Below are 16,594 nucleotides of genomic sequence, written 5' to 3'. Positions count from 1 at the left end.
TTGCGTTACAGAGCAGACTCAAACCGTTCCATTTCAAAAACACCGCAAGCAATTCGGCCACCGCTTTCACCCGATGGATCGGTCTTCAGATCATCCGGCCCCGCATGAATAACAAAGGCCGCGCCATCAGCGTCCATCAACGCGTTTGGGCCGCCTTTCAAACTGGCACCCTCAATCTTGGTCTCTAACGATCCCTTGCCATCTTCGCCGATCTCAAGGTTGAAAAAATCACCCATATGGGCGCCTTTGGGATTGTCAAAGCCATGTTCTTTTCCGCCCGGATTCCAGTGGCCACCCGCTGATTTAAAGTCAGGGCCTTCGCATGTCCCCACTTCATGGATATGAACGCCGCGCGTTCCGGAAGTTAGCCCTTCAGCCTTGATTTGCACCAGTAAACCGCCATCACCTTCACCGATTATCACTTCACCATATGGACTGTTATCTGCACCTGTCAGAACCGCACGCACAATGCTATCAACCGGCTCTGGCTCTGCACTATCACCGCCGCCACTACATGCCGTCAACGAAAGAACCAATCCCGCCAGCCATATTGTTCCGCTACTTGCACCTCGATATCGACTGCCCATAAACTTGTTCCTCAGCTTGCGTTATAATTATACCATGGTAGCAGCGCTTATAAGAGCTTGGAACCGTTACTTTAACACTATTCGCAGCAAAGGGCCGTGGATCACAGTGCCAAAAACCCACTACCTGATCGCTCTGGGGTCAAACCAGCGCCATGTCCGTTTTGGTCTCCCTCGTAATATTATTGACGTGGCATTGAGCCGCTTGGAGCAACAGGGTCTTGCCGTCCTGAACAAATCCTCCACCCTTTCTTCCCGGCCTATCGGCCCATCAAACCGCGCCTACGCCAATGCCACCGCCATTGTAGAAACAGAGCTAGAGCCCGACGCTTTGCTCGCTCTCCTGAAAACCATCGAATCGCATTTCGGAACAAGACGCGGCCAGGCTTGGTCCCGAAGGGTACTTGATCTTGACATTATATTATGGAGCGAGGGCTCATTTTCTGACAGCCGTCCACCACTCACCATTCCTCATCCGATGATGCGCAAACGCCCCTTTGTGCTGCAGCCCTCTGCCGAAATAGCACCCGAATGGCGCGATCCGGTGACGGGCTTAACCATAGCGCAAATAGCTTCCCGCAAATCCCGCCAATAAAATCCTGCGAAAACCAAGGAAAGCTGCTTGACCCCAAGCGCAAGCACCACTAGGGAGGCGCTTCTCAAGAGCATTTATGCAGCGCATAGGATGTCTGGGGGCCCTTAGCTCAGTCGGTAGAGCAACTGACTTTTAATCAGTAGGTCGCTGGTTCGAACCCAGCAGGGCTCACCATAGTTTTCAATGGCTTAAGTCAGATATACCGTTCTAATTTCAAATTAGAACGGTATTTAGAACGGCGGATTATCGGTGAAAAGCGACGCCTTTGGCGGCACCTGGAACACACATCGATTGTCGCAGGGCTGTTATTGAAAGATCCTTCGCGTACGGTGTGCACTGATTTTGTCCACAGCTCGGCAGTCCTTTTCCGCTCATCTTGTTCATCCCTTTATCGCAGTATTGTAAGTGTTTGCAGAGGGTCTCGTAGGCTATCGGGCGTCTGAAATCTATAGAAACGTCACCAGAAAATTCAGCTTTTTTGCCCTCTGGTGACCAAATAGCCTTAATCGACCCCGAACTTGCCACTGAGAATATCATGATCTTTTTCGTGGAACGAAGAGTCAATTTTTCGTTGATATGGCTGACCAAAGACGTGGTCCGCTTGAGCGCTGAAAATTGCATTCTGGTAACAAATAGTCATCATTTTAATCCCATTTGCGGACAGCATTGGTCGCTAAAAGTGCCTCCCATATATGCACCGTTTCTGACTCGGCAACGACCTTTGAGGCCACATCAAGAAAGGACAAAAAAAGAGGCCCGGTAGCGGATGCTACCGAGCCTCGGAACGGAACGATGACGGCGTGATCTATTCGGATGATTTGGCTTTCGCCTTGGACAGAAAATCAACCTGCTCTGCGATGATCTCGCAACCATAGCGGGTAACGTTCTTATCGTCTGTCCACTTGGTATAATGGATGCGTCCCGTGACCATTATCATGGCACCCTTGGTGACATGTTCAGCAACGCATTTTCCAATACCGTTGAAGCATGTGATCCGATGCCATTCGGTATCCTGTTGGCGTTCGCCTTCGCTATCTTTGAAGCTGCGCGTTGTTGCCAGTGAGATATTTGTAATAGTCGCGTCTGACTTGGTTTCACGAACCTCTGGATCGTTACCTACGAAGCCGACGAGTGTGACTGTGTTTTTCATTTGATAATACCTTTCGAAGCAAATTTGTTCGTCCAAGGGACCATCCCTTTGACTAAGCCCCGAAAGGTCCGGATGGGGTCTGGACTGCACCGAATGCACATGAGGGAAACCCCGCTCGAAGGGGCGGTGCGGGCAGCAGCGCACAGCGTTGCAACACGGCCCTGAAGATGCGCGGGTTGCTGCCCAGGCACCATCCGGACAGGGGCTGGTTTATGTCATGAAAGGGGGTGTGCTTTTTGGACGGTGATACATAGCGAGTGTGCATCTGAAATATAACGCAACTGTCGATTTATTGGGTTGTCGTTTCGAGATTCTATTGTTGGTGGTAGAGCGCCAGATGAACAGTTCTGCGGCGATCCTCGTAATCCAGTCGAACGGTAAAGTTGGCTGGAAAGCAGTTGTTCAATAGATCACATCCTGACAACCGCCTTTGAGTCGTGAGCAGACGGACAGCTTTTGATCATTCGGTTCAAATAACGGCCACAAACCGGCTGTCATTGCGATGGCGGCTAACGCCTCATTTCCGGACGTTCGCAATAGTCGCAACCTATGTCCGCTTTGCGCCCCAATCCCGGTCGTTAAGGCTCTTCCTTCGCGATCCTGAAAGCGGGCGCCGTTGGAGCGGCTGCTGTGCAGGTGTTCAATGCGATCAACAACCGGCATAAGTGAGGAACGATCAATGCGGGCGCGATTAACAAGAAAAAGCCTTGGTCGATGCGACGGCAAATCTCTCAGCGTCCTACTTTGCGCGCCTTGATGAGTTAATGGAAGCGCGGCCGATCTAACAAAAGCATGCTTACTTGTCAGCATCGGCATCAACTGCCCATTGCCCATCATCTTCGATGTATGAGCTGAGGCGCTGCCAAACAATCATGGCTTCGGTAAGACGTAGGCCATCGTTCGCACGATAATGCGCATTCGGATTACGAGCGACACCGATCACTTCAATATCGCGCTTAAACCAATCGCGATTGCGGAAAATCGGCTCAAACACCTCGTCCCAATTATTGCTTTTTAGAACGATTTCCATCAGTTCTCCAAGCGTAAGAAACTCGATCAATGGTGTTAGCGGCTCGCCAGCTTTAAGTGCCCGTTGTCGTGTGTCTTTTGCCTTTATGTTGAGCGCACCAGGCACCCGCTGTTTGAACCACTTGTGTCCGGCGTGGGCATTTAATTTACGGACAATGAGTCGGCGCAACGCGGTTTCGATCGTCCCGACCAGCTCGAATATGTCAGTCGCCAAATTTGAGGTGGTAAGTGTGAGGATTCCAGATGCAGTTTTGCCAACAATATAGTGGCCTTCTTCGATAATCTCGCCGACGATTGCCCCGCTCGATATGGCGAGCTCAATCGTGGTTTCGGGGTCAGCTTCAATCAGCCCTTCATCAACCTCGGCTTCGCGGTATAGTTCACGTCGATAATCGAAGTCGCGCCAATAGTTCTTCGGCAAATCAAACGCTGTATGCCATTGGCCTAACAGGGTTTCAAAGGTCTGCCGATGCAGACTACCAAGGCCGTAGGTGTCCGTTATTCCAGCCAGTGCCGCAAAACGTTGATTGGTCAGATTAAGGGATGAAAAACTGGCGATTGCCGCCTCTACATGGGCGCTTAAATTCGGCATACCGAATTCAAGCGCCTTCGTAGTAGCTGATAGGTTGTCCGTTATTCCGGCAAGGGCTTTTGCAATTCCACTCTGCTGGCGAGCCACTTCGTGAATAATTGAGGTGTCAAAACCCAAAAGCTCACGCTTCCATTGTGCGCTTCCCAGCCCATTAAGCAAATTTAACTGCTGACTGATTCCACGCGCTGCCTCAGCGGACGCAGACAATTGATTTGACTCCAAAATCCCGGATGCAAGTAGGCTTGTTTTTGAACCCTCGATCAATTCAGCAAGGGGCGACTTAAATTGTGCCTTCAGCAGAGCGGACGTTGGAAAATCAGTAAGATCGCGCACAGCGCGAGATACTGCAGTTTCCTGACCTAACGCTGCCCGCTCTACGGCGGAACCAGTAAGTCCACCTGCGGCGCGCGATAGTGATGTTTCCCGTGCAAGTGCGGCTTGCTCTACGACAGACGGCGCACGTGAAGCGATAATGTCATCCGCTGTTCTCTTTACAATTTTGTCAGTCTCTTTTTTTTTGGTCATGCCAGTATTATCAGTCGAAACACCATTTTTTTCAAGATGGATAGCAGCGCGGCCGCATGACTGCGGGCAACTCCAGTGCCTCGGTTGAGAATTAGGCGATGATTTGCAATCGCTCGCGCAATGCTGAGCGGCGCCTAATTGCTCTCTGCGGCCAATCTCTGCCAGTCAGCAAACGGCCAAATTCCGGCCGGTCTCAAATGCGCACTAACTCCTGTCATTCCGGCAGCCGCATGGCGATCCCGATTGCTGTCGTTCGTTCGAACACGCCGAGCATTGGCGCATGACAAAATACCTGCTCTATGCAACTGTTGCTATTATCGCTGCACATGCGACAACCACGTTGGAGTCGGATTAAACCTGAGACATGAAGATACTAAAGCGATTCTTTGGCACTGCTGACACGACGGCAGACCAATCACCTGCTCGGAAAGAAAAACCTGCTGAATCGGCCGACAAGGGTCTGTCAGTCCAAGTCGATCGGCCGATCAAAACTGTTGCCGAAGATATATTCGATCGCGCCTCATTCGCGAAGCAGATCGCAGAGACCATTGCGCGCAGAGGCGACCCGTCGAGCCTTGTTATTGGCATCTATGGGCCATGGGGCGACGGTAAAACGTCAACGCTGGCGATGGTCAAAGAATACCTAGAGCCGTATGCCGATGTGCTTCCTATGGACTACAACCCTTGGTTCTACGGCGATAGCACCGAAGCCATCACCCGCAGCTTCTTTCATTCCATCAAGAACAAGCTGGAGAAGAGTGGCTGGTTCTCCAAAGAGAATATCGGCGATCTCATGGCGACATATGGAAAGGCGATCCCTCGGGTCGGCGATACTGTGCAGGGTTTGGGCGAGGCCATCACCACCGAGGTACTCGTTGAAACTCGCGACAAGGTCGGCGGTATCCTTCGTAAGCACGGCAAGAAGATTGTAATTTTCATCGACGATATCGATCGTCTCGATAGGCGGGACATCCAGACTCTATTCAAACTGGTGCGACTGTCCGGCGATTTCGATCACACGACCTACGTGCTGGCCTTCGACGATGCGATCGTTTCGGAAGCCTTGGGCGAGGCATATAGCACTGGCGATCCCTTGGCCGGACGTCATTTCCTCGAAAAAATAGTGCAGGTGCCGCTCCATCTTCCTCCTGCGCACCCCGACAAATTGCGGGACCTCATGTTCGCGGCATGCGACCGGGTCATCGCTGAGAACGGCATTCAACTAAACGAGTCCGATGGCCCGGAACTCGGTCATGCTTTGATGGAGGCTTTCGGCGCTACACTGAGGACGCCACGGCGGGTGAAGCTATTCGACAATGCAATCAGCTTTGCGGTCCCCATTCTCAAGGGCGAGGTGCGTCTTGTCGATCAAATTCAAATCGAAGCGCTGAGGGTCTTTTATCCTGCGATCTACGATACGGTCCGCGCCAACCCCGACCATGTACTGAAAGCACGAGACAACCACCAAGGACAGGGACAGCCACTTCCGTCGCCGATCGACAGAGCGATCGAACAGTTGGAGGCTGATGAAGCTGAAAAGGGAGCCGTTAAAGAACTCCTGCAGGGGCTTTTCCCACGCCTCAGCCAGATGGGCTATGGCGGTGACTGGGATTCCGCGTGGGCGAATGAAAAACGAATCTGTAGCAGCGATTATTTCAGACGCTACTTCACCTATGCCGTGCCCACTGGCGATATGGCCGATCGCGAAATTGATGCATTGCTTGAGCAGGCATTAGCATGCGACGAAGAGGGCGTCGGCGCGGCTCTCGACGATGCCTTCGAAAGAGACGCTGCGGAACTTCTGATTAGAAAATTGAGGCGCCACGAGAAAACGCTCGATCTGACTGCGGCCCCCACCTTGAGCTTGGCGCTCGCCAAACGCGCTTCCAAAATTCCCATCTCACGAGACATTGTGTTCGGGACGTTCGTGTTATCCCAAGCCGCCATTTTTATTTGCCAGCTCGCGCTCCGCATGGAGGCAGCCCAGCAAGACGCCATTATCGCGGAAGTCGCAGAAAACGCCGACTCCCTCCCCTTCATAAGCCAACTTTTGAGGTGGAGCCGTGCGCGAACGACGGAAGGTGAGGATCGCGGCTTCCTGACGCCGGAGAGACTGCACCCTATCGCGGTAATTTTGGCCAAGCGCTTCTTCACTGCTGCTGACGAAAGCAACCTCATTGAGTGCGCAGGCGATCGGTTTGGCGATTTGGCATTTGCTATCTTTCGAGATGGCGACGAAGCGACAAAACAGTCGCTACTGGATCGACTTTCCGCCTTTTTGGAAGCAGACCCCAAGAATGCAATTCTGATTCTTAAGGGTCTAAGCGGACGGTCGCAGGGCGGAGATGGCGTTATCAAGCCGTCAGATTTCACGGCGGAAACCTACCAGTCGCTCTCACAGCTACTGGACCCCAATCGCGTATATGCACAGCTCCGTTCCATTTATGGCGCCAAACTCGACGCGGCGACATGGGAGGAAAATTGGGGCCGTGATTTTGATGTTGACCGTTGCATCGTCAATCAATTCTCGGTTGTACACCGTCGACCTGCGCCGGAAGCGGTCGCAGAGCAACAATCCGAAAATTGAGTGCCCTCGCCTCGACCCAACGTATCACGTTACGATACATGGCAAAAGACACAGACTAATGGCAGTGAACGACAATACTACAGGCTTGGCGCTGAATTCGCGACCGCTCCATAGTCATTGCATTGAAGAGATCTGAGCGAAGGGACAGTTTCAAGATTTAGATCTTCGTTTGCCACGCCAATTTGGGCGGCAGTTGTGGACCGAGGTTTCAACGCATCTGAATGTCAGCTTCCCAATTTCTGCGGCCAAAACCTGACTGGCAGGAGACGGCCCACTTTGAGCCATCGCTCATTGACCGAGATTGGGTGGGAAGAGGAACGGCCGCTTTCTCGTTTCATTATGCCCAGGGTTACTCCGCAACACGTTGCATAATCGCCTCAATTGCGGGATTGCCGGCATAGCCAGCTGTACCGAATTCGACATTTATCGCACGATGCTCGGTAAGTTGTTTGTCAGTTTTGCTCTGGATCTCGACCAGATCGGACTGTACGCCGCCGCGTTTCAGGGCAGAAGACAGCAGCTTGGACTGGGCCTGTGCGTCATCGCGCGCCGATGTGTAAAGCAGCAGCCAGTTGGGCACATCGCGACCTCCTGCATGGGTGACCGGCGAAAGTTCGCGCTGCCGGGCCGGATCGGTTCCAAAAGCAGGAATATATGTCCGCCGCGCCATGAAACGTGAAGCCGCTATCTGCGAAGGAATATCATAGCAGGCGCCATCAATCAGGATTGCGCCCCGGATTGCCGAAAAGCTGGCGAGCGCATAACTGGGATCGGTGGAAACCAGCGCCGTCAGATGCGCTCCCGCGCTATGACCGAACAAAATTATGCGATTAGCATCAAATCCCAACCGAACAGCATCGCTGCGGAGCTTATCGAGTGCACGGCCAATATCTCGCGCCTGTTCTTCCACTGGGCTGTCAGGCAGCAATCGATATCCGACCGAGGCAAAAGCCCAGCCGTGCCGCGCAAACCATTCCGGCTTGTTGTCAACCAGCTCTGGCGCACCATTTTTCCAACCGCCACCGTGGATAAATACTGCAAGGGGTGGCCGCTGATGGCTGCGGTCGGCGCGAAAAAAGAGGATATGCTGCGCCTTGTCGTCACCATATGAAAGCCTTTGTGCCCCCTTCGCCGAGCGCGACATTGTGGCAGTCGCCTCACTTTTTCTTTGTTCAAGTCGATCTTTCAAGCGATCTCCGGCGCGGGATTGGGCAATAGTTGAAGCTATGAGGCCTATTGCTACAAATGCGATGACTACGGATTGTTTCATAGATCGGCTCCAGCTTTGCGACCATTGCGATGAATATATGATACTACAGCCGGTCGTTAATCTTTGATGAACGCCGCCTGTTAGTAATGGGGGCGAGATTGACTTTGCCAACATTCTACGATTTTCGCGTCGCTTTATCTTTCAATAAAGGAAAGTTAGATTTTTGAAAGTTACAGGCATTGCTGGCTTCGCTTCTGTATGACCGCAATTGAGGCGGTCGCCGACTGGCTGCTTTTATTCTCCATCCAATCAGTTCGCATGACCGATTATGGGTGGCTTGCCGACGGCCCGCTTTTGGGACGACAGTTCGCGGAAACTGACATTCAAACGCCTTGGTGGGCCTCACAGCTATGCGCCCCAATTTCGGTCATCCAGTCTGCAGCTTTAAATGCCTGGAAGCGGACACACAGTCAGGACGTTGTTAGGATTTTTGAGCGGCATTGCTCGCTTGGGTTTTCGGATTTAGAATGCTGGAGTTCTCCTTCAGTGCTTCAACCACTGTGTCCGAAACTGCGCGCACCCTTGGCATGTGTCGCATGTCGACATGCACCCCCAACCAGATGTCACGGACCAGTTCCGATTTGGAGTTTCTGAGCCGGAGGAGGCCGGGTTCTACATCCGCTCTGTAGCAAGCAAGGGCTGCGACCCCGGCGCCTGCGAGCGTAGCATGCAATTGCACTTCGCGACTGTTCGATCTGAAGCCAATCGAGGCGCCTGGAAACGCTTCTCGCAGCCACTTGGCTTCTGGAAGGTGGGCCTGGTCGTCCAAAACCGTGACGAGTCGCACGTCACCGTGTTCGGCGGGTTCGATCCACTCAGCGGTGGCATATAGTCCCATGGCTACGGCACCGACGCGTCTGGTCGCAACTTCATGCCCTTCGAATCGTGTCATGCGAAGCGCTATGTCGGCTTCACGTTTCGACAGGCTGAGTGATCGCGTATCAGGAACCAGTTCTACCACGATGCCCGGGTGCTTCTTTTGCAGGGCAGCAAGTGCCGGAGCGACAATCCGCGCGGCCAGCGTGTCAACTGTTGTCAGCCTTACAACCCCTTCGAGAGCGACGTCCCTTCCGGTGATGGCGCGCTCCGCAGCCAGAACTTCAGCCTCGGCACGTTCGGCATTGCCAAGCACCGCCTCTCCAGTCGGCGTAAGCGCATATCCGCTTGGGGTGCGTTGTAGCAATCGAGCCCCAATTCGGGCCTCCATAGCCGCAAGACGGCGTCCCATCGTAGGCTGGGTGACGCCCAGTGAGCGCGCCGCTGCCGAAAGCGTCCCCTGTCGCGCAATCGCAAGAAATGTCCGCAAGTCGTCCCAGTCCATGCCCTATTATACGAAAACGCATAGCTGGTAGTCAATCTTAGATAATTTAATGCGTATCCGTATCAGTCTATCTAGTGGGCAACCCAACTGGAGGATTTTATGACCGACACTTATACAATTTCACGAGCCATTGCCCTGTTGCGAGTAACCAGTGGCACGCTCCTGCTGACTCACGGACTGACCAAGCTTTTCGTATTCACCCCTGCCGGAACGGCCGGCTTCTTCGAAAGCATCGGGTTTCCAGGCATCCTCGCTTATCCCGTCATGGCGGGCGAGATTGGGCTGGGCCTTGCGCTGATCGTGGGTTTCATGACCCGCTGGGCCGCACTTGGCGCGCTGGTCATAATGATCGGAGCAATCATACCGCATCTTCCCAGCGGCTTCAGCTTTTCGAATCCGGGAGGTGGCTGGGAATATCCCGTATTCTGGGCAGTGACCTTGCTAGCGCAGTCAATGTTTGGCGACGGTGCCTATGCGATCGGTAATCCGTTCGCAGAGAAGGCCTGAAGCCATGCTTCGCCCCCTTTTCCTTTCGCATGGGGCTCCGACGCTTCCACTCGAGGACGTAGCAGCCCGCTACTTCCTCGAGGGGTTGGCGTCCACCATGCCCCGTCCGCGCGCGATACTGGTGGTGTCAGCCCATTGGGAGACGCGCATTGCCACCGTCAATGCTGTCGAGAAGAACGAGACGATCCATGATTTTTCCGGCTTTCCCGATGCGCTCTACCGCCTCTCCTATCCTGCACCCGGCTCCACGGAATTGGCAGAACGCGTAGTCGATCTTCTGGGCGATGCCGGTCTGTCTGCAGCCACCGATAAATCCCGCGGCCTCGACCACGGGGCTTGGGTTCCCTTGATGCTGGCCTGGCCAGAGGCAAATGTTCCCGTCGTGCAGCTTTCGGTGCAAAGCCAGTTTGGGCCGGGACATCATCTCGAAGTCGGACGGGCCATTGCGCCCCTTACTCATGAAGGCGTCCTGATTATCGCCAGCGGCAGCTACACGCATGACCTCTCCAGCTGGCGCGGACAGCAAGCTATGGAAGAGCCCGAATGGGTCACCGATTTTGCGGATTGGTTCGATGCGGCTCTTGTGGAAGACCGCACCTGCGATCTTCTTGCTTACCGGCGCCTCGCTCCGAATGCCCAGCGCAATCACCCGACCGAAGAGCATCTACTACCCCTGTTCGTTGCACTAGGGGCAGCAGGACCAAAGGCGGCTGCCGAAAGGCTTCATACCAGCAACACATACGGTGTTTTGCGGATGGATGCCTATGCATTCGGCCAGAATGACGATCAAATCACAAATGAAGGAGTGACATTATGAGCAAAGTTCTCGTGTTATATTATTCGACTTACGGTCACATCGAGACGATGGCCAAAGCAGTCGCGGAAGGTGCCAGAGAAGCAGGCGCGACTGTAGATGTGAAGCGAGTGCCGGAGACGGTCCCGGAAGAGATCGCTCGTGCCAATCATTTCAAACTGGACCAGGATGCATCGATCGCTTCGATCGACGAACTGGAAGGCTACGACGCAATCGTCATTGGCACCGGCACAAGGTTCGGACGGGTATCGTCGCAGATGGCGGCGTTTCTCGACCAGGCCGGTGGTCTCTGGGCGCGCGGTGCATTGAACGGGAAGGTTGGCGCAGCCTTCACTGCCAGCGCGACGCAGCACGGAGGACAAGAAACCACCTTGTTTTCCCTGATCACGAACATGCTGCATTTCGGGATGACCATCGTTGGCCTCGATTATGGGTTTGAAGGCCAATCGGGACATGACAAGGTTCGTGGTGGTGCGCCTTATGGTGCTACTACCATTGCCGGTGGGGATGGCAGCCGCCAACCCGATGAAGATGATCTTGCCGGTGCCCGGTATCTCGGATCGCGCGCGGCCAAAACCGCCGAAAAACTGTTCGCGTAATCAATTCTCAAGGGGGGCAGGCAGCGTCGCGCACCTTATCAAATGCCCCCTTTGAAGAAGGAGCTTGCAGCCGCCGCTCATGCGACTGAAGGCTCGCACTTTATATATGGATTTGTTCGCGTTTTCCAATAGGCTACCAGAGGACACGGCATTCCCGGAGCGGGGCAAAGAATCATCTCAAAATGATCCTCGACTGTGGTGCGGAAGCAATGACGATTTAGGGAAGAGCATCAAAGTGATATTCGAAAGCAGTATAGCCGCCCTCGACTGGCTTGGCATCGTGGTTTTCACCATAAGCGGCGCTCTGGTCGCCTCACGCAATCAGATGGACGTCATCGGCTTCATCCTGCTTGGCACGATCACTGGGATCGGCGGGGGGACCATCCGTGATCTCTTGCTCGACAGTCAACCGGTTTTCTGGATGGATCGTCCGGAGTATCTCGGGGTGTGTATAATAGTCTCTGTTTCGGTTTTCTTCACAGCCCATCTCGCCGCCTCCCGACATCAATGGATATTGTGGTTCGATGCATTGGGGCTCGCGCTCTTCGCGACCGCCGGGGCCGAAAAGGCCAATGCGTTAGGAGAGGCCCCACTGGTCTCGATCACTATGGGCGTCATTACAGCGTGCTTTGGGGGAATCATCCGGGACGTTCTTGGAAAAGAAGACTCCATAATCTTTTCTCACGAGATTTATGTGACTGCAGCGGTTCTGGCAGCCTCAACCTATATCATCCTGCATTTGCTGGGCCTTCAGCGTGAAATTGCAATCGGGTTGGCGCTGGCCTGCGGGTTCGGGTTGAGAGCGGGAGCGCTATCGCGCGGATGGGCGCTCCCTCGTTACAAGTCCCGGGGGCCCGAGGCCTAAGTGTTATCAGCGGCCCGTCAGCTGATGGCACAATTTCCGATCGATTCCTAATAAGGTTCAACAGTCCAGAATGATGCACGGCGCGCATGTCCGGAACGTAGTGCTGACGAAACGTCCGCTTCAGAAGTCAAAGTTCCGAAAGCAGATTGGCGGAAAGCAGACCATTTCCAGACGCCTTGGGCTATGCCGAAAAGGTTTATAATTAGCCAATTGGCTGAGGGTGGGCCTGCCGATCCTCAAATTACGGGCGATCCCGTTGCCAAATTTGATAAACCATCGGCGAACAGTTTCAAAAGAAACATCTAGTCCCCGTTCGTCCAACAAATCTGGCACATCGCGAAAGCTCAGGTTGAACCTTGCATAAAGCCAGATCGCACCGACAATTAGTTCAGATGGAAAACGATGGCGCTCGAACGAGATTTTTTGCACCGATTTATACTATCGTAGACTTGCCCATATCGCTAGCAAAGTAAATATGACAATGCCCAAACGAGACATGCGTCAAGAAGACCGTCCGCTAGCTGCATTGGGCCAGCTTTCGTTCAACCGCCTTGACCAATTTCGGCAGGATGATCCGGGCATCGCCCACAACCCCGCTTTCGCTATAACGGAAGATGCTCGCCTCGGCATCGGAGTTGATCGCCAGCAGTCTGGTGGCGCTGCCGATCCCAGCCAAGTGCTGCGGTGTGCCCGAAAGCCCCGCAGCCAGGTAAATACGTGGCGTAACAAACTTGCCCGACTGTCCGACTTGCCGCGATACCGGTGCAAGCCCTAGATCTATAGCCGGAAGGCTCGCCCCCACCGCCCCCTTGAGCAGCGCAGCAAGTTTCTCAAGCTGAGCAAAACTCGCCTCATCGAGCCCGCGCCCTCCCGCTAGGACGATCGGCGCGCCTTCCAGTGCAACTGCCTGGTCGACAATTGCCTCACGTTCCAGAGTGAGCGGAGATTCAGCGCCCAGAGTGATTTCGCCGTCGCATGCAGGCATGGTGTTGGCCGTTGCGATAACAAAGTTTTTGGTGCTGCTTACTCTAATTGCAATGCGCCCACCATGTGAAGACCGGCTCGCCTCCACCCTATCTCCGGCAACGGACAGGTGCGTGATCCGACCCAGCACTTCGGCTCCGCAGACTACCGCCGTTGCGCCGGCCAGTGCATCGCCGGTCGCATCGGCGGGAAAGACCAGCACGGTCGGCCCGGACAGCGGCGGAATCTCGGTTGGCTCGGGCCCGAGCGCCTCCACACACAGAACCTGCCAGCCGATCATGCGGCATCATCCAGCAGCAGCGCGGCCAGCAGTTCGGCCTGCTGTTCAAGCGTGCCTTCGATGATCGTACATTCCACGGCTGAACGCGAACCCGCCACTTGGCTCACTCCAGCCAGCTTAAGAGCATCGCCTTGGGCTGCAACAGCATCAACTGCTCCGACCTGCGCCTGCCGCGCCATCATCACGTTTTTCATCAGCGGCTTGCGCAGGCGCGAACGCCGATCATTGGTAACGCTGGCGACCACGGGCCGGTCAAGCACGAGCCGTTCCACGAAAGCACCATTCTCGCGCAGCAGCTTGGGTGGCTCGCCTGCATCAAGAACCTGCACCCTGCCAAAATAGTCATAGCCCAGTAGCCGCGCCAGCATCGATGGGACAAGCCCGTCGTCGCAATCGCCATATTCGCGGCCGATCAGGACAAGGTCACTGCCAAGACTGCACTGGGCAAGCTCGCGTGCCACAGCGGCTTGGTCCCACAATGTCGAATGGTCGACCGTAAGGACATCGGGAACATTGAGCGCACAGACCGTGCGGGCGATCTTGATCGCTTCTTCGCCGCCGCCGACGATGACCCTGATTTCCGTGTCTAAGGCTTTGTCCCGAATCTTCAGTGCGATCTCCAGAGCGGCCTCGTCAAATGGGCTTAGTGCCAATTGAGCAGCCGGTCGAACGGGCAACCCATCACCATCGGGTGCAACCGGCCATTTGGGGTCGAGAACCCCCGCCAACAGGACGGTGATCTTCATGACGCGGCGGCGGCTTCGCCAGCGATCTTGCCGAACACCACCGCCTTGCCCAATGCCGAACCAGTCATATAGGCGGCACCATGAAAACCGCCGGTGACTTCGCCAGCCGCAAACAGGCCATCGATGCGCGATCCGTCTGCACGCAGCACATGGGCATGGGGGTCAATGCGCAGGCCGCAATAGGTGCCAAAGACCACCGCGGTCGAGGGATATGCATAAAATGGCGGCGTCTCGATCTTCCGAAGCACGCCATGCTGGTGGACAAGGTGTTCTCGGCCGAAATCGGGATCGTTTCCGGCCTCAACATAGCCATTATACCGCGCGATTGTTGCGACGAGCGTGTCAGCATCTATCTCGATTTGCGTCGCCAATTCTTCCAGCGTGTCGCCGACATAGAAAAGTCCTTCCTCAAGGCGCCTTCCAAAATCGAGAATGCGGACGCGGTCATCGCCAGTATCGAAGATGCCTTGGTCCATGATCTGGTAGCCGGTATGCCAGGGCTGGGCCATGACGGCATCACCGAGCAGCTTGTAGGAAATGCTTTCATCGACAAACCGCTGTCCATCCTGGTTGACCGCGATTGCGCCCTTGTAAACCGCTTGCAGCGAGTGATCATTGGTTTCGTCGGTGGGGTGCTTGCCGAACGTACCTTTGACATAGTTCATGTCGCGAAGATCAGCGCCGATGCTGGTTGCCATGCACAGACCGTCACCCTGCGATCCTGCACCCGCAACAAATACAGCTTCGGCATATTGCGGCGCATATTGGTTGAGCATTTCGGGATTCTTGGCAAAGCCGCCACTCGCGATGATAACGGACTTATTCGCCAGCAGCTCCTGTCCACTCTCTAGTTGTACCCCCGTCACTCGCCCGTCAGGAGCGGAGAGCAGATTCTTGACTGCAGCATTCGACCGATAAACAACACGACCGCCCTGCTCGGCCATCGCCTTGAGCGCGCGCACCAGATCTGCCGGATCGACAGTGTGCACACGGGGGACAGACTGACCGGAAGCGGTTTCGATCACTGGGCTGAAGCCGACTCCAGCCTCTTTAAGCCAATCATAGGTCGTTAGCTGGGCGTCACAATAGGTCCGGACCAATGCAGCATCGTTGACATGCTGGCCCACCTCACACAAATCCTTAAACAGCAGGTCCGGGCCGTCGGCGACGCCTTGTGCCGCCTGAAGGTCAGTTCCGGCGAGAGCAAGGCAGCCGCCGCTCAGCGCTGAAGATCCACCGGACTCGGCGAGCTTTTCGAACAGCACCACGCTGGCGCCGCCCTGCACCGCGGCAAGTGCCGCAGCCCATCCCGCTGCCCCACCACCAACCACGATCACATCACTCATATCGGTTTCAGCCCATAAAAGGCGAGAATTTCATCACGTCGCACTGGATCGGGAATGGCACCGAAATAACCGGAACCAACCTCGGCCCTACCCGTTCGATGGAGCTCAACCTCCGCTTCGGCAGTTCGCACCCACGCGCCAAGCGAATCGATAATCTCGGCCCCGTCGACCTCTGTTACCCCGTTCATCGCCAGCAACACGTTTAGCGGAGCCTCTCCAGGCACGATAGCCTGTGCACCGGCCGCGATCAGTCGGCGCGCAGCGTCGCGGAATTGGTCGATCAGCGGCCCCGGCCGGTCGAAAGCGGCTAGCACATCTGTAAAACGGAAGCCCACATCGCGCGCTCCGACAAGCTGGCCACCCAGCCCATGACGGTGGATATTGTCGCTGTACAATTCAGCCAGTTCCGGGATGAACACTAGCGCCCCGAACTTGCGACCGTTCCTGCCGGCAGCACGTGCTGCACATTCGCCATATCCAACCACGGGAATGTCAATCAGCGCCCGGATCTCGCGCAGCCCTGGCTCGGGCAGGGTGCTCAGAGCATAGGCATCATAACCCTGTCGTTCAGCGAGCAATGCGCCTTGCATGAACTGAATCGAATGCAGGAACTGGAAGCCGACATGCTTGATGTCATCGCCCGGATAATTGGTGCGATACGTGCCTTCCCGCATCCCGTGCATGTCGATGACCGTATCCGGCCGCGACACGCGCCGGAAATGCTCCTGCAAGGCCGCGTCGTAAGCTTCAAGGTCACTGAGGACAGTGAAGCTCTGGTGCCAGATGCGGATCGCCATGGA

General features: G+C 55.1%; 16 protein-coding genes, 1 tRNA gene and 1 pseudogene. 7 read left to right on the top strand and 11 right to left on the bottom strand.

Features of this window, described 5'->3' with window-relative positions; all coding sequences use genetic code 11:
• Positions 1-5 precede the first annotated feature (5 nt).
• Entirely contained in the window at positions 6-587 is a 582-nt protein-coding gene (locus V7676_RS00405; RefSeq protein ID WP_335657684.1) for a superoxide dismutase family protein, read from the bottom strand.
• Between the two features lie 106 nt (positions 588-693).
• Between V7676_RS00405 and folK the strand changes: the two genes are divergently transcribed.
• Positions 694-1,179, top strand: coding sequence for a 2-amino-4-hydroxy-6-hydroxymethyldihydropteridine diphosphokinase (gene folK, locus V7676_RS00400; RefSeq protein WP_335657683.1), 486 nt, complete (start codon positions 694-696; stop codon positions 1,177-1,179).
• Positions 1,180-1,277: 98 nt separating this feature from the next.
• Positions 1,278-1,353, top strand: a tRNA-Lys gene (locus tag V7676_RS00395).
• 631 nt (positions 1,354-1,984) lie between these two features.
• Here the strand turns inward: V7676_RS00395 and V7676_RS00390 are convergent.
• The 3 genes from V7676_RS00390 to V7676_RS00380 all read right to left on the bottom strand — a co-directional run bounded on the left by V7676_RS00390 (position 1,985) and on the right by V7676_RS00380 (position 4,475).
• A complete protein-coding gene (locus V7676_RS00390; RefSeq protein ID WP_335657682.1) occupies positions 1,985-2,329 on the bottom strand; it encodes a single-stranded DNA-binding protein in 345 nt (114 codons plus the stop codon).
• Positions 2,330-2,731: 402 nt separating this feature from the next.
• Complete coding sequence (locus V7676_RS00385) at positions 2,732-3,145, bottom strand: hypothetical protein (protein WP_335657681.1); 414 nt, start codon at positions 3,143-3,145, stop codon at positions 2,732-2,734.
• A complete protein-coding gene (locus V7676_RS00380) occupies positions 3,126-4,475 on the bottom strand; it encodes a hypothetical protein (RefSeq protein ID WP_335657680.1) in 1,350 nt (449 codons plus the stop codon). Before V7676_RS00380 ends, V7676_RS00385 begins: the two co-directional genes overlap by 20 nt.
• Positions 4,476-4,839: 364 nt before the next feature.
• Between V7676_RS00380 and V7676_RS00375 the strand changes: the two genes are divergently transcribed.
• Positions 4,840-7,062 (top strand): KAP family P-loop NTPase fold protein, encoded by a 2,223-nt coding sequence (locus V7676_RS00375; RefSeq protein WP_335657679.1) that lies wholly within the window; start codon positions 4,840-4,842, stop codon positions 7,060-7,062.
• A 349-nt stretch (positions 7,063-7,411) separates the two neighbouring features.
• On the opposite strand, the gene V7676_RS00370 is transcribed toward V7676_RS00375, so the two are convergent.
• Positions 7,412-8,332: an alpha/beta hydrolase gene (locus V7676_RS00370; protein WP_335657678.1), complete on the bottom strand. Its 921-nt coding sequence runs from the start codon at positions 8,330-8,332 to the stop codon at positions 7,412-7,414.
• A gap of 421 nt (positions 8,333-8,753) precedes the next feature.
• Positions 8,754-9,653, bottom strand: coding sequence for a LysR family transcriptional regulator (locus tag V7676_RS00365; RefSeq protein WP_335657677.1), 900 nt, complete (start codon positions 9,651-9,653; stop codon positions 8,754-8,756).
• A gap of 99 nt (positions 9,654-9,752) precedes the next feature.
• Between V7676_RS00365 and V7676_RS00360 the strand changes: the two genes are divergently transcribed.
• The 4 genes from V7676_RS00360 (at position 9,753) to V7676_RS00345 (ending at position 12,438) form a co-directional block, all read left to right on the top strand.
• The gene (locus V7676_RS00360) at positions 9,753-10,160 is read left to right on the top strand and encodes a DoxX family protein (RefSeq protein WP_335657676.1); all 408 of its coding nucleotides are present in this window, start codon (positions 9,753-9,755) and stop codon (positions 10,158-10,160) included.
• A gap of 97 nt (positions 10,161-10,257) precedes the next feature.
• Positions 10,258-10,977 carry a DODA-type extradiol aromatic ring-opening family dioxygenase gene (locus tag V7676_RS00355; protein WP_335657675.1) on the top strand — a complete coding sequence of 240 codons (720 nt, stop codon included), beginning with the start codon at positions 10,258-10,260 and terminating at the stop codon, positions 10,975-10,977.
• Positions 10,974-11,573, top strand: coding sequence for an NAD(P)H:quinone oxidoreductase (gene wrbA, locus V7676_RS00350; RefSeq protein WP_335657674.1), 600 nt, complete (start codon positions 10,974-10,976; stop codon positions 11,571-11,573). Before V7676_RS00355 ends, wrbA begins: the two co-directional genes overlap by 4 nt.
• A gap of 235 nt (positions 11,574-11,808) precedes the next feature.
• The gene (locus V7676_RS00345) at positions 11,809-12,438 is read left to right on the top strand and encodes a trimeric intracellular cation channel family protein (RefSeq protein WP_335657673.1); all 630 of its coding nucleotides are present in this window, start codon (positions 11,809-11,811) and stop codon (positions 12,436-12,438) included.
• Between the two features lie 222 nt (positions 12,439-12,660).
• Here V7676_RS00345 and V7676_RS00340 read toward each other — a convergent pair.
• The 5 genes and pseudogenes from V7676_RS00340 to V7676_RS00320 all read right to left on the bottom strand — a co-directional run.
• A pseudogene (locus V7676_RS00340) lies at positions 12,661-12,867 on the bottom strand (IS6 family transposase); the annotation flags it as partial.
• Between the two features lie 88 nt (positions 12,868-12,955).
• A complete protein-coding gene (locus V7676_RS00335; protein ID WP_335657672.1) occupies positions 12,956-13,702 on the bottom strand; it encodes an electron transfer flavoprotein subunit alpha/FixB family protein in 747 nt (248 codons plus the stop codon).
• Entirely contained in the window at positions 13,699-14,448 is a 750-nt protein-coding gene (locus V7676_RS00330) for a hypothetical protein (RefSeq protein WP_335657671.1), read from the bottom strand. Before V7676_RS00330 ends, V7676_RS00335 begins: the two co-directional genes overlap by 4 nt.
• Positions 14,445-15,794: an FAD-dependent oxidoreductase gene (locus V7676_RS00325; RefSeq protein WP_335657670.1), complete on the bottom strand. Its 1,350-nt coding sequence runs from the start codon at positions 15,792-15,794 to the stop codon at positions 14,445-14,447. Before V7676_RS00325 ends, V7676_RS00330 begins: the two co-directional genes overlap by 4 nt.
• The gene (locus V7676_RS00320) at positions 15,791-16,591 is read right to left on the bottom strand and encodes an aspartate/glutamate racemase family protein (protein WP_335657669.1); all 801 of its coding nucleotides are present in this window, start codon (positions 16,589-16,591) and stop codon (positions 15,791-15,793) included. The genes V7676_RS00325 and V7676_RS00320 overlap by 4 nt, the downstream gene beginning before the upstream one ends.
• Positions 16,592-16,594: the final 3 nt, after the last annotated feature.

Origin of the sequence: Parasphingorhabdus sp., assembly GCF_036963805.1 — a bacterium.
Lineage (GTDB): Bacteria > Pseudomonadota > Alphaproteobacteria > Sphingomonadales > Sphingomonadaceae > Parasphingorhabdus.
This window is presented reverse-complemented; position numbering and strand designations above follow the sequence as displayed.

Coding starts and splice junctions, on each gene's coding strand:
- V7676_RS00405 (WP_335657684.1), bottom strand. CDS start 587: ATGGGCAGTCGATATCGAGGTGCAAGTAGCGGAACAATATGGCTGGCG.
- V7676_RS00390 (WP_335657682.1), bottom strand. CDS start 2,329: ATGAAAAACACAGTCACACTCGTCGGCTTCGTAGGTAACGATCCAGAG.
- V7676_RS00385 (WP_335657681.1), bottom strand. CDS start 3,145: ATGCCGATGCTGACAAGTAAGCATGCTTTTGTTAGATCGGCCGCGCTT.
- V7676_RS00380 (WP_335657680.1), bottom strand. CDS start 4,475: ATGACCAAAAAAAAAGAGACTGACAAAATTGTAAAGAGAACAGCGGAT.
- V7676_RS00375 (WP_335657679.1), top strand. CDS start 4,840: ATGAAGATACTAAAGCGATTCTTTGGCACTGCTGACACGACGGCAGAC.
- V7676_RS00370 (WP_335657678.1), bottom strand. CDS start 8,332: ATGAAACAATCCGTAGTCATCGCATTTGTAGCAATAGGCCTCATAGCT.
- V7676_RS00365 (WP_335657677.1), bottom strand. CDS start 9,653: ATGGACTGGGACGACTTGCGGACATTTCTTGCGATTGCGCGACAGGGG.
- V7676_RS00360 (WP_335657676.1), top strand. CDS start 9,753: ATGACCGACACTTATACAATTTCACGAGCCATTGCCCTGTTGCGAGTA.
- V7676_RS00355 (WP_335657675.1), top strand. CDS start 10,258: ATGCCCCGTCCGCGCGCGATACTGGTGGTGTCAGCCCATTGGGAGACG.
- wrbA (WP_335657674.1), top strand. CDS start 10,974: ATGAGCAAAGTTCTCGTGTTATATTATTCGACTTACGGTCACATCGAG.
- V7676_RS00335 (WP_335657672.1), bottom strand. CDS start 13,702: ATGATCGGCTGGCAGGTTCTGTGTGTGGAGGCGCTCGGGCCCGAGCCA.
- V7676_RS00330 (WP_335657671.1), bottom strand. CDS start 14,448: ATGAAGATCACCGTCCTGTTGGCGGGGGTTCTCGACCCCAAATGGCCG.
- V7676_RS00325 (WP_335657670.1), bottom strand. CDS start 15,794: ATGAGTGATGTGATCGTGGTTGGTGGTGGGGCAGCGGGATGGGCTGCG.
- V7676_RS00320 (WP_335657669.1), bottom strand. CDS start 16,591: ATGGCGATCCGCATCTGGCACCAGAGCTTCACTGTCCTCAGTGACCTT.